Origin of the sequence: Rhodococcoides navarretei, assembly GCF_038069675.1 — a bacterium.
In the GTDB taxonomy this organism is placed as follows: domain Bacteria; phylum Actinomycetota; class Actinomycetes; order Mycobacteriales; family Mycobacteriaceae; genus Rhodococcoides; species Rhodococcoides navarretei.
In genome coordinates this window covers 3,047,684-3,070,083 of sequence record NZ_JBBPCN010000001.1, presented here as the reverse complement: position 1 = coordinate 3,070,083, position 22,400 = coordinate 3,047,684, and the positions used below count along the sequence as shown (strand labels likewise).

General features: G+C 65.1%; 22 protein-coding genes and 2 tRNA genes. 14 read left to right on the top strand and 10 right to left on the bottom strand.

Annotated features, from left to right (window positions below; translation table 11 throughout):
• The first annotated feature begins 1 nt into the window (after position 1).
• The 3 genes from AABD04_RS14430 to AABD04_RS14420 are packed head-to-tail and all read left to right on the top strand — an operon-like array spanning position 2 to position 3,323.
• Positions 2–775, top strand: a complete 774-nt coding sequence (locus AABD04_RS14430; protein ID WP_341441581.1) for a fumarylacetoacetate hydrolase family protein — start codon at positions 2–4, stop codon at positions 773–775.
• 7 nt (positions 776–782) lie between these two features.
• A complete protein-coding gene (gene gltX / locus AABD04_RS14425) occupies positions 783–2,258 on the top strand; it encodes a glutamate--tRNA ligase (protein ID WP_341441580.1) in 1,476 nt (491 codons plus the stop codon).
• Between the two features lie 54 nt (positions 2,259–2,312).
• Complete coding sequence (locus AABD04_RS14420) at positions 2,313–3,323, top strand: YihY/virulence factor BrkB family protein (protein WP_341441579.1); 1,011 nt, start codon at positions 2,313–2,315, stop codon at positions 3,321–3,323.
• On the opposite strand, the gene AABD04_RS14415 is transcribed toward AABD04_RS14420, so the two are convergent.
• Entirely contained in the window at positions 3,275–4,846 is a 1,572-nt protein-coding gene (locus AABD04_RS14415) for a bifunctional 3'-5' exonuclease/DNA polymerase (RefSeq protein ID WP_341441578.1), read from the bottom strand. The two genes, AABD04_RS14420 and AABD04_RS14415, sit on opposite strands and share 49 nt — an antisense overlap.
• 240 nt (positions 4,847–5,086) lie before the next feature.
• On the opposite strand from AABD04_RS14415, the gene AABD04_RS14410 reads away from it, so the two are divergent.
• A tRNA-Gln gene (locus tag AABD04_RS14410) sits at positions 5,087–5,158 on the top strand.
• 99 nt (positions 5,159–5,257) lie between these two features.
• Positions 5,258–5,330, top strand: a tRNA-Glu gene (locus AABD04_RS14405).
• Between the two features lie 91 nt (positions 5,331–5,421).
• Here the strand turns inward: AABD04_RS14405 and AABD04_RS14400 are convergent.
• Both AABD04_RS14400 and AABD04_RS14395 read right to left on the bottom strand, forming a co-directional pair.
• A complete protein-coding gene (locus AABD04_RS14400) occupies positions 5,422–5,589 on the bottom strand; it encodes a DUF5302 domain-containing protein (RefSeq protein ID WP_243609771.1) in 168 nt (55 codons plus the stop codon).
• Between the two features lie 119 nt (positions 5,590–5,708).
• A complete protein-coding gene (locus AABD04_RS14395) occupies positions 5,709–6,437 on the bottom strand; it encodes an IclR family transcriptional regulator (RefSeq protein ID WP_243593415.1) in 729 nt (242 codons plus the stop codon).
• Positions 6,438–6,582: 145 nt separating this feature from the next.
• Between AABD04_RS14395 and leuC the strand changes: the two genes are divergently transcribed.
• From leuC to AABD04_RS14380, 3 genes are all read left to right on the top strand, one after another.
• Complete coding sequence (gene leuC, locus AABD04_RS14390; RefSeq protein ID WP_243609772.1) at positions 6,583–8,037, top strand: 3-isopropylmalate dehydratase large subunit; 1,455 nt, start codon at positions 6,583–6,585, stop codon at positions 8,035–8,037.
• A 47-nt stretch (positions 8,038–8,084) separates the two neighbouring features.
• A complete protein-coding gene (gene leuD, locus AABD04_RS14385; RefSeq protein ID WP_341441577.1) occupies positions 8,085–8,696 on the top strand; it encodes a 3-isopropylmalate dehydratase small subunit in 612 nt (203 codons plus the stop codon).
• A 155-nt stretch (positions 8,697–8,851) separates the two neighbouring features.
• Complete coding sequence (locus AABD04_RS14380) at positions 8,852–9,547, top strand: HU family DNA-binding protein (RefSeq protein WP_243593412.1); 696 nt, start codon at positions 8,852–8,854, stop codon at positions 9,545–9,547.
• Between the two features lie 125 nt (positions 9,548–9,672).
• Here the strand turns inward: AABD04_RS14380 and AABD04_RS14375 are convergent, their stop codons facing one another.
• From AABD04_RS14375 to cofC, 3 genes are all read right to left on the bottom strand, one after another.
• The gene (locus AABD04_RS14375; protein ID WP_243593411.1) at positions 9,673–10,608 is read right to left on the bottom strand and encodes an NUDIX hydrolase; all 936 of its coding nucleotides are present in this window, start codon (positions 10,606–10,608) and stop codon (positions 9,673–9,675) included.
• Positions 10,608–12,728 (bottom strand): RNA degradosome polyphosphate kinase, encoded by a 2,121-nt coding sequence (locus AABD04_RS14370; protein WP_243593629.1) that lies wholly within the window; start codon positions 12,726–12,728, stop codon positions 10,608–10,610. Before AABD04_RS14370 ends, AABD04_RS14375 begins: the two co-directional genes overlap by 1 nt.
• 193 nt (positions 12,729–12,921) lie before the next feature.
• On the bottom strand, positions 12,922–13,698 hold the full coding sequence (gene cofC, locus AABD04_RS14365; protein WP_243609774.1) for a 2-phospho-L-lactate guanylyltransferase: 777 nt from the start codon (positions 13,696–13,698) through the stop codon (positions 12,922–12,924).
• 120 nt (positions 13,699–13,818) lie between these two features.
• Between cofC and AABD04_RS14360 the strand changes: the two genes are divergently transcribed.
• Both AABD04_RS14360 and AABD04_RS14355 read left to right on the top strand, forming a co-directional pair.
• Complete coding sequence (locus AABD04_RS14360; protein ID WP_243593409.1) at positions 13,819–14,817, top strand: NAD(P)H-dependent glycerol-3-phosphate dehydrogenase; 999 nt, start codon at positions 13,819–13,821, stop codon at positions 14,815–14,817.
• 73 nt (positions 14,818–14,890) lie between these two features.
• Positions 14,891–15,997 carry a D-alanine--D-alanine ligase family protein gene (locus tag AABD04_RS14355; RefSeq protein WP_341441576.1) on the top strand — a complete coding sequence of 369 codons (1,107 nt, stop codon included), beginning with the start codon at positions 14,891–14,893 and terminating at the stop codon, positions 15,995–15,997.
• 19 nt (positions 15,998–16,016) lie between these two features.
• Here AABD04_RS14355 and AABD04_RS14350 read toward each other — a convergent pair whose 3' ends face one another.
• Together AABD04_RS14350 and AABD04_RS14345 are read right to left on the bottom strand one after the other, a co-directional pair.
• Positions 16,017–16,622, bottom strand: a complete 606-nt coding sequence (locus AABD04_RS14350) for a DUF3515 domain-containing protein (protein WP_341441575.1) — start codon at positions 16,620–16,622, stop codon at positions 16,017–16,019.
• 3 nt (positions 16,623–16,625) lie between these two features.
• Positions 16,626–16,874: an Lrp/AsnC ligand binding domain-containing protein gene (locus tag AABD04_RS14345; protein WP_341441574.1), complete on the bottom strand. Its 249-nt coding sequence runs from the start codon at positions 16,872–16,874 to the stop codon at positions 16,626–16,628.
• A gap of 245 nt (positions 16,875–17,119) precedes the next feature.
• On the opposite strand from AABD04_RS14345, the gene AABD04_RS14340 reads away from it, so the two are divergent.
• Genes AABD04_RS14340 through AABD04_RS14330 form a run of 3 tightly spaced genes read left to right on the top strand, consistent with a single transcriptional unit; the run spans position 17,120 to position 19,306 of the window.
• On the top strand, positions 17,120–18,055 hold the full coding sequence (locus AABD04_RS14340) for a thiamine-phosphate kinase (protein ID WP_374230216.1): 936 nt from the start codon (positions 17,120–17,122) through the stop codon (positions 18,053–18,055).
• A 37-nt stretch (positions 18,056–18,092) separates the two neighbouring features.
• Positions 18,093–18,617 carry a gamma carbonic anhydrase family protein gene (locus AABD04_RS14335; protein WP_243593405.1) on the top strand — a complete coding sequence of 175 codons (525 nt, stop codon included), beginning with the start codon at positions 18,093–18,095 and terminating at the stop codon, positions 18,615–18,617.
• Positions 18,614–19,306: a uracil-DNA glycosylase gene (locus AABD04_RS14330; RefSeq protein ID WP_341441573.1), complete on the top strand. Its 693-nt coding sequence runs from the start codon at positions 18,614–18,616 to the stop codon at positions 19,304–19,306. Before AABD04_RS14335 ends, AABD04_RS14330 begins: the two co-directional genes overlap by 4 nt.
• Positions 19,307–19,327: 21 nt before the next feature.
• On the opposite strand, the gene AABD04_RS14325 is transcribed toward AABD04_RS14330, so the two are convergent.
• Entirely contained in the window at positions 19,328–20,122 is a 795-nt protein-coding gene (locus AABD04_RS14325; protein ID WP_341441572.1) for an enoyl-CoA hydratase/isomerase family protein, read from the bottom strand.
• A 132-nt stretch (positions 20,123–20,254) separates the two neighbouring features.
• Positions 20,255–20,446 (bottom strand): 50S ribosomal protein L28, encoded by a 192-nt coding sequence (rpmB, locus tag AABD04_RS14320; RefSeq protein WP_008717389.1) that lies wholly within the window; start codon positions 20,444–20,446, stop codon positions 20,255–20,257.
• 275 nt (positions 20,447–20,721) lie between these two features.
• Between rpmB and AABD04_RS14315 the strand changes: the two genes are divergently transcribed.
• Positions 20,722–22,398 (top strand): DAK2 domain-containing protein, encoded by a 1,677-nt coding sequence (locus AABD04_RS14315; protein WP_341441570.1) that lies wholly within the window; start codon positions 20,722–20,724, stop codon positions 22,396–22,398.
• Positions 22,399–22,400 lie beyond the last annotated feature (2 nt).

The window sequence follows — 22,400 nt, the reverse complement described above, 5'->3', positions numbered from 1 at the left end:
CATGCGTCTCGGTCGAATTGCAAGTCCTGATGGTGTGGCATTCGTGAGTATCGAAGGTGAGGGGGATGCCCGGACGGCGAAGGAAATTGCCGAACATCCTTTCGGCACACCGACGTTCACCGGTCGATCGTGGCCACTGGCCGACGTTCGGCTGCTCGCGCCGATCCTCGCCAGCAAGGTCATCGCCATCGGTAAGAACTACGCCGCGCACGTGGCCGAGATGGGCGGTGAGGCACCGAAGGATCCCGTCATCTTCATCAAGCCGAACACCTCCATCGTCGGGCCCGGTGCGGCCATCGTGCTGCCGCCGTCGTCGAACGAGGTGCACTACGAGGGTGAACTGGCCATCGTGATCGGTCGCCCGTGCAAGGACGTGCCTGCCTCCAAGGCATACGACGTGGTGCTCGGATACACCGTCGCCAACGACGTCTCGGCACGCGACCACCAGAAGCACGACGGGCAATGGACCCGGGCGAAAGGGCACGACACGTTCTGCCCCCTCGGGCCGTGGATCGAGACGTCCCTCGACCCCTCCGATCTCGAGATCAAGACCGAGGTCGGCGGCGTCGTCAAGCAGCAGAGCCGTACTTCGCTTCTGCTGCACGATATTCCGAAGATCATCGAATGGGTGTCCGCGGTGATGACGCTGCTCCCCGGAGACGTCATTCTCACCGGAACTCCGGAAGGAGTCGGACCCATAACCGACGGAGACAGTGTGTCGATCACCGTCGAGGGAATCGGAACCTTGACCAACCCAGTCGCAGCGAAGAAGTAGGACAACGATGACCACAGCAACAGATGTGCGCGTTCGGTTCTGCCCGTCGCCCACCGGTACCCCGCACGTCGGTCTGGTCCGAACCGCACTCTTCAACTGGGCGTTCGCGCGACATCACGGCGGCACGTTCGTCTTTCGGATCGAGGACACCGATGCCGCACGCGACTCGGAGGAGTCCTACGCCGCTCTGCTCGACGCGTTGCGCTGGCTCGGCCTGGACTGGGACGAGGGCCCCGAGGTGGGTGGCCCGTACGAGCCCTACCGCCAGTCGTTGCGTCGAGACCAACACATGGCCGTTGTGCAGCAGCTGCTCGACGCAGGCGAGGCCTACGAGTCGTTCTCGACGCCCGAGGAAGTCGAAGCGCGCCACAAGGCCGCCGGGCGTGACCCCAAGCTCGGCTACGACAACTTCGATCGTGACCTGACGCCCGAGCAGCGGCAGGGATTCCTCGACGAGGGACGCGGAGCCGTCGTACGGCTACGCATGCCCGATCATGATCTGACGTGGAACGACCTCGTGCGCGGGGAGACCACGTTCAAAGCGGGGACGGTACCGGACTTCGCCCTGACTCGCGGCAATGGAGTTCCGCTGTACACGTTGGTCAATCCGGTCGACGACGCCCTGATGAAGATCACCCACGTCCTGCGCGGCGAAGACCTACTGTCGTCGACGCCCCGTCAGCTCGCCCTCTACGAGGCCTTGATCCGGATCGGTGTGGCGGAACGTAACCCCGAGTTCGGGCATCTGCCGTTCGTGATGGGTCAGGGCAACAAGAAGCTGTCCAAGCGTGACCCCGAATCGAACCTCTTCATCCACCGCGATCGAGGCTTCGTCCCGGAGGGGCTGCTGAACTACCTGGCGCTTCTCGGGTGGGGCATCTCGGACGATCACGACGTCTTCTCACTCGACGAAATGGTGGCGGCGTTCGATATCTCGTCGGTCAACTCCAATCCGGCTCGCTTCGATCAGAAGAAGGCCGACGCTATCAACGCCGAACACATCAGGATGTTGGCCGCAGACGATTTCGCGGCACGGTTACGCGAATTCCTGGTTGCGCAGGGGCATCTCACCGAGCCGGTCGACGAGAGGACGTTCGCTGTTGCAGCGGATCTGGTGCAGACGCGCATCGTCGTTCTGTCGGATGCGTGGGGACTGTTGAAGTTCCTGTTCGTAGACGAGGCGGACTTCGAGATCGACCCTGCAGCTGCCGCGAAGAACCTCGGTGCCGATGCCGCACCCGTTCTCGATGCTGCTGTCGAAGCGCTGACGGCGTTGCCGACCTGGACAACGGCCGACCTGGAGGCCACTCTCAAGGACGCCTTGATCGAGAAGTTGGAGCTCAAGCCGCGCAAGGCTTTTGCCCCGGTGCGAGTGGGAGTGACCGGATCGCACATCAGCCCGCCGTTGTACGAGTCGATGGAGCTGCTCGGCCGCGAGAAGACCCTCGCTCGGCTGGCAGCGGCACGCGCGCAGACGGTGTGACGGCGTGACGGCGCACTGCTGCCGACGCAGACAGGTCGTCCAGGAACACCGCGAATGAGCGTCGCCGACCGACTGGATCGGCTTCAGCGCAGGCGTCCGGCCCTCGGCTTTCCCATAGCGGTGGTCTACAAGTTCGTCGACGATCAGGGTGGATACCTGGCTGCTCTGATCACGTACTACGCGTTCGTCTCGCTCTTTCCTGCGCTGCTGCTCTTCTCCGTGATTCTGGGCATCGTGTTGATGGGCAATCCGGAGCTGCAACAACAGATCCTGAACTCGGCTCTCGGTCAGATCCCGGCGATCGGGGACGAACTGGGGCGTCCCGAACGTATCGGTGGCGGCACGGTTGGTCTGACGGTGGGTATCCTCGGGTCGCTGTACGGCGGGCTCGGTGTGTCGGTTGCGCTGCAGAACGCGATGAACACCGCATGGGCCGTACCGAAGAACATACGGCCCGATCCCATTCGGGCCCGGGTGCGTGGATTGGGTTTGCTGAGCACAGTCGGTTTGGCTGTCCTGGGGATCACGGCAGTCAATGTGCTCAGTGCCGCGGGCTATTTCGGCCCGGAATCCGGCCTGGTGGTGTTCGTGATGGGCACCCTGCTCTACGTCGGAGTGTTCATCGTTGCGTTCAGGCTCGCGACAGTGCGTCCGGTGTCGGTCGGACAGGTGTGGCCGGGTGCCGTCGCGGCCGGCCTGACGTGGCAGCTGTTACAGACCTTCGGCGGTGTCTACGTGAAGTACGTGGCCGGGAGTGCGTCCGTGACGAACGGTGTCTTTGCGGTCGTGCTCGGGCTGTTGGCCTTTCTGTACGTGACCTCGATATCGATCGTGATCTGCATCGAGATCAACGTGGTTCGTGTCGACAGGCTGTTCCCGCGCGCTCTGCTGGCTCCGTTCACCGACGACGTCGAACTGACCGAAGGTGACAAACTCACCTACACCGGGCAGGCAGAAGCGCAGCGCAGTACTGCGTTCGAGGAAATCGACGTGACGTTCGAGGATCCACCGAGTGCTCAGTCGGACTCCGACTCGACGTCCGGCTCGGCAGCCGGGGCACCGTAGAAGCGGTCGATCCTGGTCTCCATCGGAAAGCGCACCGCCGTGTCACCGAACATCAGACGCGTAGCCGAGTCTGCCGCCGCCGCAACGGCCTCGGCTACCCACGGTGCGTCGTCGAGTGGACAATGCACCACCACTTCGTCGTGTTGAAAGAACACCAATTCGCTTCTGCTCGACCACAACCGTCCGCGTAGATCTGCCAACAGGCACAGAGCCCATTCGGCTGCGGTCGCCTGCACCACGAAGTTGCGGGTGAATCGGCCACGGGCATGGGCGTCACCGGTGGACCACCACTGCGGCGGAGGGGGAGGGCAGGCTCGGCCCAGCCATGACCGGACCACCTCGCCGCGCTCACCGGCCCGCGCTGCCTCTTCCACGACCGCCACCGCCTCGGGAAATCTCGCGCGTAGGCGAGTCAGCAACGAACGAGCCTCGCCCGACGTCGCGCCGTACAGCACTCCGAGAACCGCGACCTTGGCTCGTGCACGATCACCGTCGAACGACTCGGCCGCGACGGGGGCGTAGAGATCCGCTGTGCCCGCAGCGGCGACCATGCGTGGGTCACCCGACATCGCGGCGAGAATGCGCGGCTCCAACTGGCCGGCGTCGGCCGCAACGAAGGTGTGCCCGGGGTCGGCGATCACGCTGGCGCGCAGCGGTTTCGGGATCTGCAAACCCCCACCGCCGCGGCTCGCCCAGCGGCCGGAGACGACGGCCCCGGGGACGTAGACCGGCCGAAAACGATCCCCGCGAACCCACGCGTCCAACCATGCCCACCCGTTGGTGCTGTGTAGTTTCGACAGATCTCGGTGGCGAAGCAGCAGCGGCACCGCAGGATGGTCGATGTCTCGGATCATGTGTGCGCGAGTGGATGTGAGCTCGATCCCGGCGCGCGCGAAAGCGGCGACCACCTCCGCGGGTGAGCCAGGGTTCACGCGGCGCCCGAACGCCGACGAGATCTCGTTCTCGAGCTTCACCAATGCGGGGGGAGTCGAACCGTCGACCGGCCTCGCACCGAGCATCGCGTCGAGGTGCCGCCGATGCGCGGCGGCCGAGAACGGCAATCCGTCGAACGTCATCTCCGCCGCGGCCAGACTTCCGGCCGATTCGGCGGCCGCCAACAGCTGCAGCGCCCGATCGTCACCGATCTCCTCGTTCTGACGGCGATAGTCGGCGAGCACTGCCACGGGATCGGCCTGCGGGTCGGCGTCGAACAATCCGGGTCGAAGGTCTGCGGGTGTCGACGGCACCGTAGTGCGCCCCGTTCGCATCGCGAGAATGGCATCGACGAGGGCGAGATCATGGCAGCGCCGCACCCGCACCCCACCGTCGAGCAGTCGCGGGTAGATGCGGCTCGTGTCCTCCCACACCCAACGGGGAGCGTGCTCTCGCTCGATGGCGGCCACGGAGCCCACCAGATCGTCGGTGACCTCTTCGGCAGGGGAACTGCCGCCGGACGGGGAGCCGTCCTCGTCGAGGCGGATCAGCACCGCACGGTTGCCCTGGGGAACGAGCAGCACCTTCATCGGCGTCTGCGAACTTCGAGAACGCTCACGAAACTGAAGTCTGCTTCATGCTCGGCGGCGGACGGTGCGCGGGTTCTGCGTTCACGCGGTGGTGTTCGAGCCGGTATCGCGGGCAGTCGAGGGCGGTTACCAGGGCTCTGAGCAGCCGATTTGGAGAATGGGTAGTGACCTTTGATAGTCTCTATCCCGGCTCGAAACGCAGTGCACATCGATCGGATGCGCATTTCGATTCAAGTCCATTGGGGTATGGTGTAATTGGCAACACAGCGGTTTCTGGTACCGCCATTCTAGGTTCGAGTCCTGGTACCCCAGCGAGCAGGTGAGCGGCGATTTTGTCGCCGATGCCGAGGCAGTTAAGCTACCTCAGCATCACGTGTTCGATACAGCGTAAACAATGCAGGTGAAGTTCCTGGCCCCGTCGTCTAGCGGCCTAGGACGCCGCCCTCTCAAGGCGGTAGCGCGGGTTCGAATCCCGTCGGGGCTACGAAGACAGCACCCCCTCGATCTCCGGATCGAGGGGGTGCTGTCGTTTCGGTGTGACCGTCGTTTCGGCTGTGCGGTGGTCTCGCTTCGCGTCAGACGCTCTTGCGACGGAACATCTTCTGGTGATCGGCCGGACCGTGGACGTTGTTCACCTTGGGGCCACCGTCCTTGTGATCGACGGAATTGTGCGATCTGCTGTTCTTCTGTTCGAGAACCTCGCGGAACTTCTTCTTCAATTCTTCGCTGCCGGATTCTGACATGGGGCACTCCTCGCAGTCGGCGACCGGCCGGGTGGGCCGTTCGAGACGAACGTACTCCACTTCCGCGGCCTCTTCAGCCGGTTTTTTCGTGCTGCAGTCGATCGGCCTCGGTGCGGCGCTCAGAGGCGCTTGTGCAGCGCGTCGGCTGCGGCGAGCAGGTCTGCTGCCCAGCGTGCGCCCGGCTTGCGTCCGATGCGGTCGATCGGGCCGGACACCGAGATCGCGGCCACCACAGTGTCGTTGCTGTCGCGCACCGGCGCGGCGACGCTGGCGACGCCCGGCTCACGTTCACCTGCGCTCTGTGCCCACCCTCGCCTGCGGATCTCCAGCAGGACCCGTTCGCCGAATTCGGCGTCCGGCAGCACTGTGCGTTGGGTCTGCGAATCTGCCCACGCAAGAAGCACTTTGGCACCGGAGCCGGCTGTCATGGGTAGCCGGGCACCGACGAGCACGGTATCTCGGAGACCGGTCGGAGGCTCCATGGATGCGACACAGACGCGTACGGTCCCCTCGCGGCGGTAGATCTGCACGCTCTCGCCGGTGATTTCGCGAAGCCGAGGCAGTACCGATGCGGCGGCCTCGAGTAACGCGTCAGACGCGCTGGCCGCCAGTTCCCCGAGTGCCGGACCGGTGCGCCACAGGCCGTCGGCATCGCGAACGAGAAGTCTGTGGGACTCGAGGCCGACGGCGAGGCGGTGGGCGGTGGCGCGGGGCAGGCCGGTTCGAGCGCACAGGTCGCCCAGATTGCAGGGCTTCTCGGCCACCGCGTGCAGCACCGCCATCGCCTTGTCGAGTACCCCGATGCCACTCGATTTGTCGACGAGGCCGCCCAGGCTATGCTGTCTCATAGAACGATATTAGCCTCCCGAATGCTGAGATTGCACAACTGCGAGAAGTCCAGCGTGCCGCGGGGGATGATGGCGAGACGATCACGCGAGGTGGACCAGCCCGTCCGCCGGCGCGACGACAGGGAAGACGAGGTCTGCGACAGCGATGTCCGAAACGACGAAATCCGATGCGTCCGTGGCGCAAGCGCCGAAGACGCTGGCGGAGAAGGTGTGGGACCAACATGTGGTCGTCCCCGGTGGGGGAGAAGGCGGTGCACGTGAGCCGGATCTGATCTACATCGATCTGCACCTCGTGCACGAGGTCACCAGCCCGCAGGCATTCGATGGTCTGCGGTTGGCCGGCCGCGAGCTTCGACGCCCGGACCTGACGATCGCAACGGAGGACCACAACGTCCCGACGGCCGACATCTTCGCGCCCATTGCCGATCTCGTCTCACGCACCCAGGTCGACACCCTTCGCCGCAACTGCGAGGAGTTCGGAGTTCGGTTGTACCCGATGGGAGATCTCGATCAGGGCATCGTCCACATCATCGGCCCGCAGCTCGGTCTGACCCAGCCGGGTATGACGATCGTGTGCGGAGACAGTCACACCTCGACGCACGGCGCATTCGGTTCGATCGCAATGGGAATCGGCACCAGCGAGGTCGAGCATGTGATGGCGACCCAGACTCTGTCTCTGCGACCGTTCAAGACCATGGCCATCACCGTCGACGGAGAATTGGCTCCGGGCGTGACGAGCAAGGATCTGATTCTCGCGGTGATCGCCAAGATCGGCACCGGAGGCGGTCAGGGATACGTGCTCGAGTATCGCGGTGAGGCCATCCGCAAGTTGTCGATGGAAGCCCGAATGACCATCTGCAACATGTCGATCGAGGCCGGGGCGCGCGCGGGCATGATCGCACCCGACGAGATCACGTACGAATATTTGAAGGGACGGCCACACGCGCCCCAGGGGGCGGAGTGGGATGCTGCGGTGGCCGCGTGGAACGAACTGGCGACCGACGCGGATGCGGTGTTCGACAACGAGGTACACATCGATGCGAGCACTCTGACGCCGTTCGTCACCTGGGGGACGAACCCGGGTCAAGGTGCTCCGTTGGGGGACACCGTGCCCGATCCGGAGGCCATGCTGGACGAGGGCGAGCGTGTGTCGGCCCAGAAGGCCTTGCAGTACATGGGTCTCGAAGCAGGGACACCGATCCGCGAGATTTCCGTCGACACCGTGTTCGTGGGCTCCTGCACCAACGGCCGCATCGAGGATCTGCGCGCAGTGGCGTCCGTCCTCGAGGGGCGTCGCGTCGCAGACGGCGTGCGAATGCTGGTGGTACCCGGGTCGATGCGGGTGCGCGCGCAGGCCGAAGAGGAAGGGCTCGGTGAGATCTTCACCGCAGCAGGGGCCGAGTGGCGGCAGGCCGGCTGCTCGATGTGTCTGGGGATGAACCCCGATCAGCTCACTTCGGGAGAACGTTCGGCGTCTACGTCCAACCGCAATTTCGAGGGACGTCAGGGCAAAGGCGGTCGCACTCACCTCGTGTCGCCTTTGGTCGCGGCGGCCACTGCAGTTCGCGGAACCCTGTCCTCTCCGGCGGATCTCGCGTAGCAGCGAGTCCCCCGCCCGGATCGATCGAACTCACAGGAGAAATTTCGATGGAAGCTTTCACTCGACACAAAGGCATCGGCGTTCCGCTCCGGCGGTCCAATGTCGACACGGATCAGATCATTCCGGCGGTCTATCTCAAACGAGTGACCCGCACCGGATTCGAGGACGGGTTGTTCGCCGGTTGGCGATCCGATCCGAACTTCATCTTGAACCTCGAGCCCTACGACCGTGGATCGGTTCTCGTTGCCGGGCCGGACTTCGGCACGGGATCGTCACGCGAGCACGCTGTCTGGGCGCTGTCGGACTTCGGTTTCAGGGTCGTCATCGCATCCAGATTTGCCGATATCTTCCGCGGAAACATGGGCAAAGCCGGCTTGGTGGCGGCCGAGGTCGAGCAATCGGACGTCGAATTGCTGTGGAAAGCCTTAGAAGAACAGCCCGGTCTGGAGATAATCGTCGACCTCGTCGATAAGACCGTCACGGCTGGAACCTTGGTGGTGCGCTTCGCGATTGACGACTACACGAGGTGGCGTCTGCTGGAAGGTCTGGACGACATCGGATTGACATTACGCCAGGTAGAGGCCATTACGGAGTACGAAAAGTCAAGGCCTTCATACAAACCCCTGACGCTTCCGGCGCGGATCGAGACGCCCTCCTAAAGCTGACCGGGTGGGGGTCCGACACGCTTTGCGGCCGTGAAGCATTCCGCGACGCCGGAATGAAAATTGGCGTGGCGCATAGACTCTTGACGACTTGGGGTTTACCGTTGTAGTAGTCGGTCCGACGATGGGCCACAATATAGCGGAGGAAATCCATGAACAAGGCAGAGCTGATCGACGCCCTGACCGAGAAGTTGGGGTCTGACAGGCGGAGCGCCACAGAGGCTGTCGAGAACATCGTCGACACCATCGTGCGCGCAGTGCACCGCGGCGAGAGCGTCACGATCACGGGCTTCGGCGTGTTCGAACAGCGTCGTCGCGCAGCGCGTGTCGCCCGCAACCCCCGCACCGGTGAGACCGTTCGCGTGAAGCCGACCAATGTTCCGGCATTCCGTCCGGGTGCTCAGTTCAAGGCTGTCATCGCCGGCGGACAGAAGCTGCCCGCCAGCGGTCCTGCCGTCAAGCGCGGTTCGGCTGCGGCTCCGGCCAAGAAGACTGCCGCTGCGAAGAAGACGGCTGCCAAGAAGGCGGCCGTGAAGTCGACTGCCCGCAAGGCAACCACCGCAGCTGCCAAGAAGGCTGCTCCGGCCAAGACGGCTGCCAAGAAGGCGGCACCGGCCAAGACCGCCGCCAAGAAGGCGGCACCGGCCAAGACCACCGCGCGCAAGACCACCGCGGCAGCTGCCAAGAAGGCTCCGGCCAAGACGACAGCGCGCAAGGCTGCAACGACTGCTGCCCCCGCCAAGAAGGCTCCGGCGAAAACGGCAGCGAAGAAGACCGTCGCCAAGAAGGCCCCGGCAAAGAAGGCTCCCGCGAAGAAGGCTCCGGCAAAGCGCGCAGCCAAGAAGTAGAGCCTGCCTGCTCCCACCGCTTCGACACTGCGGTGAATACGGCAGTGCGGCTGTGCGAAGTCGTCAGAATGGCCCCCGACTCGAGAATCGAGTCGGGGGCCATTTTGCGGTTCGTGCCCGCGCGTTCAGCCGTCCGCAGTGAGGGTGGGTAGGGGACTGGCGATGTGGTCGGCCGACACGAGCCTGCCGTCGTGACGCGAGAGCACCCACACGCTTCCCTTGCGATTTCTGTTGGCAGGCAACGTGATTCCGTCCTTGTCTGCCCACCAGCGCATCAGGTCCGGGATCACCTTGCCTTGGCTGCAGACCACCGGGGTGCCGGGTAGTTCGGCGATCTCTCGTGCGCGATGACGGCCTTTGCGTGGGTCATCGGCGTACCCCTCCTCGGACAACAGATGCTCGGGAAGAATGTCCACTCCCAACGATTCTGCGAAGGGGGCGACCGTCTGGACGCATCGCGCGCGGTCGGCTGCGTACACAGCATCACCGCCGAAGGCGCGGAGCAACGCTACCAACGATTCGGCCTGCCGTCGTCCGGTCTTGTCGAGAGGGCGATCGACGTCGTTGCCCTTGAACCTCGACCGCGAGCCCGCGCTGCCGTGCCGAACCAACAGCACGGTCGAGGTGTCGGCGGGCTTGGCCACGAACCGACGAAGGATCTTGTGGTCCATGGGATACGAGAGTTCGCGACCGACGGCCTCCGGTGCGATCCAACGCAGTTCGTCCACCTCGGCATTGGGGACGAACTCGCCGCCGGTGACCTCGGCCGCCCAGTACAGGACTTTCTTGACCCGTCGGTGCCCAGGGATCGGATACGTCACGTAGGACAGTGACCGTCCGAGTCGAGATTCGAATCCGGTCTCTTCCTTGACCTCTCGGACCGCGGCGTCGACGGCTGTTTCACCGGGATCGAGCTTCCCCTTGGGGAACGACCAGTCGTCGTACTTCGGCCGGTGGACCAAGGCGACCTCGACGGCCGAGTCGGCGCTCGGTGAACGTCGCCACAAGATCGAGCCCGCCGCAAAGATGTTGGCGCGGGGAGAGCCGTCGGAAGCGCCCATCAAGACGCCTGATTCCTCCGACTGCGCATCAGGTCCACCTGATGCTCACGAACCTTTTCACCCCGAGCCGGAGACGCGACCCAGCCGCCGTCCGGTCCCAACTCCCAGCACCGCGTGGTGGGATCGAGCGCCGAATCGAAGATGTCGCCCAGTTGATTCGCCAGTCGCGGATCCTTGACCTGCGCCATCACCTCGACTCGACGATCGAGGTTGCGGTGCATCATGTCTGCGCTGCCGATCCAGAATTCGTCGGCACCCTGGAAGTGCAGAACTCGGGAGTGCTCCAGGAATCGGCCGAGGATGGAACGAACCTCGATGTTCTCCGACAGACCGGGAACTCCTGGCTTGAGTGCGCAGATTCCGCGCACCACCACCTTCACCGGAACTCCTGCCATCGACGCTCGGTAGAGCGCGTCGATGACCTGCTCGTCGACCAAGGCGTTGGCCTTGAGGCGAATTCCGGCCGCACGGCCATCCTTGAGGTGTTCGACCTCGGCCTCGATGCGCTCGACGATCCCGCGGCGCACTCCGTACGGAGCAACGAGAAGGTTGCGGTACTTGGACTTTCGCGAGTATCCGGTGAGCGAGTTGAACAGATCGGTGAGGTCGGCCCCGATCTCGGGCGATGACGTCAGCAGGCCGACATCCTCGTAGATTCGCGCTGTCTTGGGGTTGTAGTTGCCGGTACCGATGTGGCAGTACCGACGGATGACGGACCCCTCTCTGCGCACGACCAAGCAGGTCTTGCAGTGCGTCTTGAGGCCGACGAGGCCGTACACCACGTGCACCCCCGCCTTTTCGAGCTTGCGTGCCCACTCGATGTTGGCCTGTTCGTCGAATCGCGCCTTGATCTCGACCAGTGCAACGACCTGCTTGCCCGCTCCGGCAGCATCGACGAGCGCGTTGACGATCGGGGAATCACCCGAGGTTCGATAGAGCGTCTGCTTGATGGCGAGTACTTGCGGGTCGGCCGCTGCTTGCTCGATGAAGCGTTGCACGCTGGTGGAGAAGGAATCGTACGGATGATGTACCAGGACGTCGCCGTCGCGCAGGGTGGAGAAGACGCTCTTGGGGGTCTCGCGCTCACCGAAGGCCGCGTGAGTCGCCGGGACGAAGGGGGCATCCTTGAGGTTGGGGCGGTCGACACCGTAGACCTGCCACAGGCACGACAGGTCGAGCAGTCCGGGAACCTGAATGACGTCTCCTGGATCGACATCGAGTTCACGAAGCAGCAATTCGAGCATGTGCTCGGTCATGTCGTCGGCGATCTCGAGGCGGACGGGCGATCCGAATCGCCTGCGCGCGAGCTCGCGCTCCAGGGCCTGCAGGAGGTCCTCGTCGCGGTCTTCCTCGACCTCGAAATCGGCGTTGCGCGTGATGCGGAACGCGTGAGACTCGACGACCTCCATGCCGGGGAAGAGCACGTCGAGGTGCGCCGAGATCAATTCCTCCATCGAGAGGAAGGCGTCGATGCGGTGATTGCCCTCGCCGCGCTTGACCCGCACGAAGCGATCGACGTTGTCGGGAACCTTCACGCGGGCGAAGTGCTCGCCCGTTGTGGAGTAATCCTTCACCGTCACAGCGAGATTGAGGCTCAAGCCACTGATGTACGGAAAAGGGTGAGCCGGGTCGACGGCCAGCGGCGTCAGAACCGGAAAGACCTGCTCGGTGAAATACTCCGAAAGCCGCGTGCGCTCGTCGCTGTCCAAGTCGGACCACCGGATGATCGCGATGCCCTCGGCGGTGAGCTCGGGCAGGATCGAATCCAACAGCACTCGCGCATGTTTGAGCGCGAGCTCCTGGGTGCGTTGACCGATCACCGCGAGCTGCTCACGAGGGGTCATCCCGTCGGCTGACCGAACCGACAGGCCGGTTTCGTCGCGGCGTTTGAGGCCGGCAACCCGAACCATGTAGAACTCGTCGAGATTGGACGCGTAGATGGCGAGAAACTTCGCGCGCTCGAGCAGGGGCAGCGACGAGTCCTGGGCGAGCGCAAGGACACGCGAGTTGAAATCGAGCCAGCTCAATTCTCGGTTGAGATAGCGATTTTCGGGGAGAACAGTGGCGGCATCGACGGACTCCGGTGTGGCAGCCGGTAGCGCCTGGGGGATGTCGGGCATCGTAGACGCGATCGGAGCGCTCCACGCCGTCTCCGAACCGGTGCCCTTTCCGGTTTCGATCGGCGGATCTTCCATCGCTGGCTGCGCGTCTTCTTTGCTCACCGCACGATCATCCCCCATACCCGGCGTCGGTGAAACTCCGATGGCCGAACTCGGTGCCGTGTTCACCGGCACGCGCCGTTGTCCGCCCTCCTCACGCAGTCGTCGCGGACGCTTCTCCACTCCACCCGAGCGAGTGCAGCACGGCCGAGGTGGCCGGTCCGACTCCCAGACGGTGTGCTCGCCTGACGTCGTCGGCGGTGTCCACGTCCAGTCGAAGGCCCGGCCATGAGCCGTCGAGTTCCTGTGCGCCCGAATCGGTGTGACGCCGCGCGGAGTGTCCGCCGAACAGTGGAGCCAGTTCCTCGGGGGAGTCCTTGAGGATCAGTGCCGCGGTCCCCGTTCCGTGATGGTCGACCACCAGCGACCTGCCCCCACGACGGGCAGCGGTGTAGGCCTGGGCGAGCTCGGCCGAACGCATCGCCGGAAGGTCGGCTTGCAAGGCGATGATGTCGACGTGTTCTGCAGTGACGCTCGCACCCCTGCGGATGTCCCCGACGCCGTGACCGTGACGCAGTACCTGCGCCGCGGCCGTGAATGCGTGGTTGAGGCGTTCGTCCGGTCCCTGACTGAGATCGCCGGTCGGTTCATCGAACACCCGCGCGCCGATGTCGCGCGCGGTCCGTGCGACGAGAGGATCGGGGGTGACCACCGTGACCGATTCCACCACCGACACCGCCTTCGCCGCCGTCACGGTGTCGCTGAGCATCGCGAGCACCAATCGTGACCGATCGAGTGTCGAGAACTCCGCCGCCAGGCGCGACTTCGCAGCGGTGAGATCCTTCACCGCGATCAGAACCCTGACGACGCGGCGGGCGGGGTCGGGCGACGCGGCCACTGCGTCGCCGCCGTCACTTCGTGATGCACCCATGGCGCTCGATCCTGCCAGCGTCACCGATCTGTGCCGACTCCGACCGCCCGAGCAGGTCTGCGAGTTAGGGTGATGCGCGCGTGGACAGGGTATCGGCGAAGTAGCGAGGGGTTGGCGGCAATGAGCAGAGCAGCGGTACTGGGGTCGGGCTCGTGGGGAACCGCATTCGCCAAGGTGTTGGCCGATGCCGGCACCGACGTCACCATGTGGGCCCGCCGCGAGGAACTCGCTGCATCCATCACCGACCACCACGAGAACAGGGACTACCTGCCTGGAATCGAGCTGCCGTCGGCGATCCGCGCGACGAGTGATCCCGTTCGTGCACTCGAGGGGGCCGACATCGTGGTGTTGGCCGTGCCGTCGCAGAGTCTGCGGGCCAACCTGGAGGCGTGGACCGAGTCGATTCCGCCGCACGCGACACTGCTCTCCCTGGCGAAGGGAATCGAGACGGGAACGCTCATGCGAATGAGCCAGGTGATCGCTCAGGTCACCGGAGCCGATCCCAGCCGGGTCGCGTGTCTGTCCGGACCCAATCTGGCTCGTCCGATAGCCGAGGGCCAGCCGGCCGCCACCGTCATCGCGTGTTCCGATTCCCAACGAGCCCTCGAGATTCAGAAGTCCTGTGCCACCGGCTATTTCAGGCCGTACACGAATTCCGACGTCATCGGTGCCGAGATCGGTGGTGCCTGCAAGAACGTGATCGCCCTCGCATGCGGAATGGCCAGCGGCGTCGGATACGGCGAGAACACCCTCGCGTCGATCATGACCAGGGGTCTGGCCGAGATCATCCGCCTCGGAGTAGCGCTCGGTGCCACGCCGTCGACGCTGTCCGGTCTGGCCGGCGTGGGCGACCTGGTTGCCACCTGCTCGTCACCCCTCTCACGTAATCGCACGTTCGGAGAACGACTGGGTTCGGGTGGCTCCCTCGAGAGTGCGCAGGAAGCAGCGCACGGGCAGGTCGCCGAGGGCGTCAAATCCTGTACGTCGGTGCGTGCGCTCGCCGAGAGCTACGACGTCGAGATGCCGCTGACCGATGCCGTGCACCGCGTGTGCCACGGCGGCATGTCCGTTCCGGAGGCGGTCGGTCACCTCCTGGGAAGGCGTATCAAGCCCGAGTGATCCAGTGTTCGCGGTCTCGTGACGAACAGGGCGAATCCGCGTTCGGCCGGCCGCGACGGTACGGTTTCTCATCGTGAGTACTCCCCGCATCAAAGTTGCCGTCGTCTTCGGTGGCCGCAGCAGCGAGCACGCTGTGTCCTGTGTATCGGCAGGTAGCGTGCTGCAGAACCTGGATCCGGCCACGTACGAGGTGGTTCCCGTAGGGATCACCCCGGAGGGGAAATGGGTACTGGGCTCCTCCGACATCGATGCGCTGAGCATTCACGACCGGGTACTGCCGACCGTGGACAAGACCGGAGCAGCGCTTGCGCTCAGTACGGACCCGGGCCACGCAGGCGCACTGCTCGCCCTCGGCGAGGGGGAAGGCGGGACGGTGCTCGCATCCGTCGACGTCGTGTTCCCGGTTCTGCACGGACCGTACGGCGAGGACGGCACCCTGCAGGGCCTGCTCGAGTTGGCCGGCGTTCCGTATGTTGGGCCGGGTGTGTTGGCCAGTGCCGCGGGGATGGACAAGGAATTCACCAAGAAGCTGCTCGGTGCGGAGGGACTGCCGATCGGTCGTCAGGTCGTACTGCGGCGCGCAGTCGACGACCTGACGACCGCCGAGCGTGACCGAATCGGCCTGCCCGCCTTCGTCAAACCGGCCCGTGGCGGATCGTCCATAGGAATCTCGCGCATCACCGCATGGGAGCAACTCCCGACCGCGATCGCCGCGGCGCGCGAACACGACCCCAAGGTGATCGTCGAAGGAATGATCCACGGCCGCGAGGTCGAGTGCGGGGTACTCGAGTTCCCCGACGGCACGGTGCGGGCGAGCGCCATCGCCGAGATCCGAATTCCCGACGCGGACATCGACGATCATGCTTTCTACGATTTCGACACCAAGTACCTCGACGATGTCAGCGAGTTCGACATCCCGGCGGCCCTCGACGACGCAACGAGCGACCGGATTCGTGAACTCGCCGTCGCTGCCTTCCGGGCGCTGGACTGCCAAGGGCTGGCGCGAGTGGACTTCTTCGTCACCGAGAACGGTCCGGTCATCAACGAGATCAACACGATGCCCGGGTTCACCTCGATCTCGATGTACCCCAAGATGTGGGCCGAATCCGGCGTCGACTACCCGACGCTCATCGCCACCTTGATCGACACCGCCCTCGCGCGCGGTACCGGTTTGCGTTAGAGCTGTTGCGGCTCAGCGCTCACTGCAGAGGTGCCGGGTCGAGAGGTTGTTGGGGCAGTGCGTCCGACACGGCCGAGGACGCGTCCTGCAACGGGGTGGGGCCCGAGTCGCCCGCAATCGTCAACGCGACGTAGACACCGCGATCGACGACGAACCATGTGCTGGCGTCGATCCCGTCGTCTTCCCCGGACACCTCGAACCACTGAACGCCGTTGATCACCTGCAAGGGTGCAGCGACGTCGAACCCGATCGGCCGGGTCAGGCCGCAGCGCAGCACGACCGGTTCGGCGTTCTCCTCGGACGAGACCCACGCGCGGACTCCGACCGGGGCCGGGTCGGCCAACTCGGCTCTCGTGTAGTCGCCGAGGTTCTCGGGCAAGGCGTCGAGCAGTGTCGTGCACTGCTCACTCGCGGCTTCGGGGGAATCGACCGGGCCCAGAGCGACCGGATCCTGGACGGGTGAGCGGTTGACCGCGATGGCAGCAACCAGAACTCCGACGACCAGCGCGACGGGTAACGCGATAGCGGTGGCGATGACTGCAGGATGGCGCTGTTCGCGAGTGCCCTCGGTCTCGGCCGGGCTGTCTTCGGTGCCGGCGTCGTTGCCGGTGTCGGGTGAATTCACGATCTATCCGATGGACGTCGTCGACTGCGGGGCCACGGGGCAGGTGAGGGTGCGAGTGATGGCATCGACTTTCTGGATGCGGGAGACGATCTCGGCGATCTCGGCGTCGGAGGCACCGTCGGTGCGCGCGATCACGTCGTAGGGCCCGACCACTGCCTCTGCCGACACGACGCCGTCGACGGCCTCGATCTGGTGTGCGACGGCCGTCGCACGGCCGACCTCGGTCTGAACGAGAACGAATGCTTGCACCATCGGTGGTCCCTTTCCCCTGCCGGACTTCTCGACTGTAGGTTGAGTCGACTACGTTCTCTTCGCACGTAACCTGCTGCATCGGTACTGTCCCGACCGCCGCTAAAAGGTACCGCAGGCGCGGCGCGTGCTCCGCGTGAGACCGTCGCGCACGTACTGCGTTCTCAGGGAGGAACATCATCGACGACACCGTCATCGACTCGGACACCGGCAGAGAGCGCACCGTAGCTCAGGTCGGCGAATTCGACGTGATCGCCCGCGCCATCGCAGACCGTGTGCAACCACCGTCGACCATCGTCGGGCCGGGCGACGACGCGGCAGTCGTCGCTGCCTCCGACGGCCGGATCGCGGCGTCGACCGACATGTTGGTACACGGCAGGCACTTTCGGCTCGACTGGTCGAGTCCGATACAGATCGGGCGCAAGGCGATAGCGCAGAACGGCGCGGACATCGCCGCAATGGGCGCGCAGTGCTCGGGCTTTCTCGTCTCGCTCGGATGCCCGGCCGACACACCGGTGAGTGTGACCGACGGACTCAACGAGGGCATGTGGCTCGAAGCAGTTGCTGCGGGATCGGCCATCGTCGGCGGCGATGTGGTGCAATCGCCGGAACTGGTGATCTCGATCACTGCTCTCGGCGATCTTCAGGGCCGGGCCCCGGTTCTTCGATCGGGAGCGCGGGCCGGTGATGTCATCGCGTACGCGGGACGGCTCGGCTGGTCGGCGGCAGGACTGGCACTACTGCTCGGGGACGGGGACAGAACCGGCCACGACGCCGTGGTGGACGCGCACAGAGTGCCCGTCCCTCCGTATCGCGCCGGGATCGATGCCGCCGAGGCGGGTGCGACCAGTCTGACCGACGTGTCCGACGGGCTGTTGGCCGATCTCGGCCACATCGCAGAGGCGTCCGGCGTTCGGCTGGATGTCGATCCGGCCCTGGTGACGGTCGGTCGTGAAGTGCAGTCGGCGGCAACGCAGGTGGGGCACGATCCGCTGGATTGGGTACTCACCGGCGGTGAGGATCATGCACTCGTCGGCACCTTCCCCGATGCCGCCGCCGTTCCGCAGGGCTGGACGGTGATCGGCCGGGTCGAGCACCAGGACGGTGAGCAGGCGGGGCGAGTGACGGTCGGTGGACGCGTCCACGCAGGTCGGTCGGGATGGTCGAGTTTCGAGAGCGAGTGAACACGGTCGGGTCGATCGTGTCGGCTAAGTTGCAGAGATGGCTATCTATGCACTCGGTGATCGAGAACCCGACATCCACCCCGACGCCTACGTTCATCCCGACGCGGTCGTCATCGGGGCAGTGACCTTGGCGGCCGGATCGTCGGTGTGGCCCACGGCAGTTCTGCGAGCCGACTACGGCACCATCTCGGTCGGCGAGGGCACCAACGTGCAGGACGGAACTGTGGTGCACTGCACCCCGATAGACGCAACGGTCATCGGTTCCGGGTGCGTACTCGGCCACAACGCGCACGTCGAGGGCGCGACCATCGGCGACAACTGCCTCATCGCGTCGGGCTCGGTCGTGCTGAACGGCTCGAAGATCGGGGCGGGTTCGATCGTCGGTGCAGGCGCTGTCGTGCCGTTCAAGTTCGTTGTGCCGGAACGCTCCATGGCGCTCGGCGTACCCGCGAAGATTCGCGAGGGCTACCAGGTTCCGGAAGGACATGTCGACATCAACGTGCAGATGTACTCGGCCAACGCCGCGTACTACCGCGATGCTTTGCGTCGGATCGACCGGTGACGCCCCGGCCACTCGCCGAGAGTGTCGAGTCGGGATGGGCGCGTGCTCTGGCTCCGGTCGAGCCGAATGTTGCTGCGATGGGCGACTTTCTGCGAGCCGAACTCGCCGCCGGACGGCACTACCTACCTGCAGGCGAGAACGTACTGCGGGCGTTTCGCTACCCCTTCGACCGGGTTCGGGTGCTCATCGTCGGTCAGGACCCGTACCCGACGCCGGGACATGCCGTGGGGCTGAGCTTTTCCGTAGCACCGGATGTGCGGCCGGTACCGCGAAGTCTGAACAACATCTTCAAGGAGTACTCGGACGATCTGGGTCTGCCCACTCCGAGCAACGGTGACCTCACACCATGGGCGGACCGAGGTGTGATGTTGCTCAACAGGGTGCTCAGCGTCGAGCCAGGGCAGGCGGCGTCGCACCGGAAGAAGGGATGGGAAGCGGTCACAGAGCAGGCAATTCGAGCACTCGTTGCCCGTGCCGAGAATCCCGACGCGACCGGGCTGGTCGCGATCCTCTGGGGACGTGACGCCGCGACTCTGAAGCCCATGCTCGGATCGGTTCCGTACATCGAGTCCGCGCACCCGTCACCGCTGTCCGCATCACGCGGGTTCTTCGGCTCCAAGCCCTTCAGTCGTGTGAACGAGTTGTTGGTCGAGGGCGGAGACGAACCGATCGACTGGACGCTGCCGTGATCGAACGCTGCCGTGATCGGATCAGGAGAAATCGGGCCGACGCTTCTCGATGAACGCGTCGACACCCTCGACTCCGGCAGGAGATGACGCAGCCGCCGAGATCGACGCCGACTCGGCATCCAATTGCTGTGTCAGAGTTGCCGATTCGGAGTTCGCAAGTAGCGTCTTGATGCCCTGGTACGCCGATGTCGGCCCGTTGGCGAGGGTTCGAGCGAGGCGCTCGGCCTCACTGTCGACGATGTCGTCGCCCACCAACCGGCTGAGGATTCCGAGCCGAACTGCGTCCTCTCCGTTGATGATCGAGTCGTTGAGGAGGATGTCCATCGCGCGTCCCGAACCGACGATTCGGGGGAGTGTCCAGGACATTCCTCCGTCCGGGGTGAATCCGATCGAGGGGTACGCGGGGCGTAGTTTGGTCGACGGCCCGCCGATGGCGATGTCGGTGAGACAGACCAGACTCATGCCTGCCCCGGCCGCCCACCCGTGGACACCGGCGACGACAGGGACGGTGACGGCGGCCAGTTCGCGGACGAATGCATGGAAGCTGTCGGCGACGGATCCGACGAATGCGCCGCGATCGTCTGCTCCGGCAAAATCGTGCACGTTTCCGCCCGCACAGAAGTTGGGACCTCGGCCGATGAGAAGGACGCTGCCGATCTCGGTGGTACCGGCAACGATGGAGCGGAGTGCCGCCGTACCCTCCTCGATGCCCTGGAGGTCGAGAGAGGCACCGCCGGCTTCGGTAGCAACGATGATTCTCAGTACACCGTCCTCGACGCTGACTTTGCTGGGACTGTAGTCATCGGAATTACTCACGCTCGGAATTCTAATGGACGTCCAAGTGTTCGACTGCACCGACAACTGTGCCCCGCCTCCGAATACGGGGGGCGGGGCACAGTTCTCGCACGCGAGGAACGCCGTGGAGGAAAACGAAGAGCGAGGCCGAAATCAGCCCCGGACCACCTTGCCTGCCTTCAAGCAGGAGGTGCACACGTTCATGCGCTTGGAGTTACCAGGCGCAACCTGAGCGTGAACGGTCTGAATGTTCGGGTTCCAACGACGGTTGGTCCGTCGGTGCGAGTGCGAGACCGACTTACCGAAGCCGGGCCCCTTGGCGCATACGTCGCAGACGGCAGCCATAGTCGCGAACTCCTTGATAGATGTTGATCGATACATGTGGTCGAAGACATCGAAACGAACTACGAGCAGATGCAAGCATTGCAATGCGTGAAGATCGCCTCGAGGCAACCCTGCAAGAATAGCGGCGACGCACGCAATCACCAAACCGCCACGGCAGGCGCTGCTCGAGGGCTCACGTACGGCGCGCCACCCATCCTGCCCGACTAAGCTTCGGGCACTGTCCGCGAGGAGTTCGGACGAGGTGGCGGATGTGACGCGGGGGGAGGCTGCTCGAGGTGGTCGACGTTCTCGATTCGATCGATGCCGCGGCCCTGCGGCGGTGGGCCTACCGCTGCGTCGATGCCCTCACCGCTCGATGCGACGAGATCGATGCGCTCAACGTGTTCCCGATCCCGGACTCGGACACCGGCACCAACCTGATGTTCACCCTTCGCGCGGCGGTCGAGTCGATGCGCGCTGCCGGACCGGATGCCGACGCCCGCACTGTGGGGCGGGCACTTGCCGTGGGGGCCGTCGCGGGTGCGCGTGGGAACTCGGGGGTGATCGTGTCCCAGCTGCTGCGTGCCGTCGCCGAGGCCGCGGCGGACGGACCACTGGACACGGTGTCGATCCAGGCGATGCTGCGCCGCGCGAGAGTGCTGGTCGCCGACGCGGTCAGCGTTCCGGTCGAGGGCACGATGCTCACCGTTCTGGCCGCCGCCGATCGTGAGGCCTCGGCTCACGATGCCAATGTCGCCCTCTCCGCGTTGGTGGTCGACATAGCCGAGGCCACGGCCCGCGCTGTGGACAGTACGACGGACCAGCTGGTCGACCTCCGTGAGGCGGGGGTGGTCGACGCGGGTGCTCTCGGCCTGTCGGTCATCGTCGATGCGTTGGTGGAGGTGGTGATCGGCCGCACTCCGCCGCGGCGACGGTACCGACGCCCACGCGAGCCCGAACGGCAGGCAGGCACCGACGTGTCGACTCCGACCTCGGAGTGCGGCGGTGCGCCGGCGACGTCGGGGTATGCGGCGGGACGCCCGCTCGGGTACGAGGTGGTCTACGTCGTGCACGGTCCGAACGACGCGACGGCGGCGGAACTGCGCCGAGCTCTGGCAGACCTCGGAGACTCGGTCGTGGTCGCCGGTGACGGTTCCGGAGCTTGGTCCGCGCACGTGCACACCACCGATCCGGGCGGTGCCGTCGATCGCGGTATCGCCGCCGGAGATGTTCGCGGGGTGCGTATCTCGTGCTTCGGTACGGTCGAGTTCGCCGAATCGTCGGTCCCCGGCGCTCGCGGCGGAGGAGCCGTGTCGGTGGGTCGCGATATTTTGGCGTTGGTCGCCGGTGACGGCGCCGCAGATCTCTATGTTCAGGAAGGCGCAACGGTGGTCCGGTGCGACGAGGCGATCGACTCCTCGGTCCTGCATCGAGTGATCGTCGGGATGAAGCATCGCGAGGTATTGGTGCTGCCGAACGGCGCGTTGTCGGCGCAGGAGCTGGTCGCCGTCGGCGCAGCCGCCCGAGCGGACGGTAAGGACGTGGTGATGTTGCCGTGCACGGCGATGGTGCAGGGTTTGGCCGCGCTCGCGGTCCATGACGCCGCCAGAGCAGCGGTCGACGATGCGTTCACGATGTCCGAGGCAGCTGCGGGGACGAGGTGGGGTTCTCTTCGGATCGCCCACGAGCGTTCGTTGACGTGGGTCGGCATGTGCGAGCCGGGGGACAGCATCGGGCTGGCGGGGCAGGAAGTGGTGATCGTTGCCGCTCGGCCGCTCGACGCGGGATGTCGGTTGCTGGATCAGCTCCTGGCCACCGGTGGAGAGATGGTGACAGTGCTCGTCGGGGCCCAGGCATCGCAGGACTTCGGTGCCCAGCTGGCCGAGTACGTGACGGGCGCGCATCCCGGTGTCGACGTGGTCGTCTACGCAGGTGGACAGCCGGGAGATCTCGTGCAATTCGGAGTGGAATAGGG

Excerpts from the sequence above, each read along its gene's own strand:
- AABD04_RS14415 (WP_341441578.1), bottom strand. The coding sequence starts at position 4,846 with ATGAAGGTGCTGCTCGTTCCCCAGGGCAACCGTGCGGTGCTGATCCGC.
- gltX (WP_341441580.1), top strand. The coding sequence starts at position 783 with ATGACCACAGCAACAGATGTGCGCGTTCGGTTCTGCCCGTCGCCCACC.
- AABD04_RS14360 (WP_243593409.1), top strand. The coding sequence starts at position 13,819 with ATGAGCAGAGCAGCGGTACTGGGGTCGGGCTCGTGGGGAACCGCATTC.
- AABD04_RS14430 (WP_341441581.1), top strand. The coding sequence starts at position 2 with ATGCGTCTCGGTCGAATTGCAAGTCCTGATGGTGTGGCATTCGTGAGT.
- AABD04_RS14400 (WP_243609771.1), bottom strand. The coding sequence starts at position 5,589 with ATGTCAGAATCCGGCAGCGAAGAATTGAAGAAGAAGTTCCGCGAGGTT.
- AABD04_RS14335 (WP_243593405.1), top strand. The coding sequence starts at position 18,093 with ATGGCTATCTATGCACTCGGTGATCGAGAACCCGACATCCACCCCGAC.
- rpmB (WP_008717389.1), bottom strand. The coding sequence starts at position 20,446 with ATGGCTGCCGTCTGCGACGTATGCGCCAAGGGGCCCGGCTTCGGTAAG.
- leuD (WP_341441577.1), top strand. The coding sequence starts at position 8,085 with ATGGAAGCTTTCACTCGACACAAAGGCATCGGCGTTCCGCTCCGGCGG.
- AABD04_RS14370 (WP_243593629.1), bottom strand. The coding sequence starts at position 12,728 with ATGCCCGACATCCCCCAGGCGCTACCGGCTGCCACACCGGAGTCCGTC.
- AABD04_RS14380 (WP_243593412.1), top strand. The coding sequence starts at position 8,852 with ATGAACAAGGCAGAGCTGATCGACGCCCTGACCGAGAAGTTGGGGTCT.
- cofC (WP_243609774.1), bottom strand. The coding sequence starts at position 13,698 with ATGGGTGCATCACGAAGTGACGGCGGCGACGCAGTGGCCGCGTCGCCC.
- AABD04_RS14345 (WP_341441574.1), bottom strand. The coding sequence starts at position 16,874 with ATGGTGCAAGCATTCGTTCTCGTTCAGACCGAGGTCGGCCGTGCGACG.
- AABD04_RS14395 (WP_243593415.1), bottom strand. The coding sequence starts at position 6,437 with ATGAGACAGCATAGCCTGGGCGGCCTCGTCGACAAATCGAGTGGCATC.
- leuC (WP_243609772.1), top strand. The coding sequence starts at position 6,583 with ATGTCCGAAACGACGAAATCCGATGCGTCCGTGGCGCAAGCGCCGAAG.
- AABD04_RS14375 (WP_243593411.1), bottom strand. The coding sequence starts at position 10,608 with ATGGGCGCTTCCGACGGCTCTCCCCGCGCCAACATCTTTGCGGCGGGC.
- AABD04_RS14420 (WP_341441579.1), top strand. The coding sequence starts at position 2,313 with ATGAGCGTCGCCGACCGACTGGATCGGCTTCAGCGCAGGCGTCCGGCC.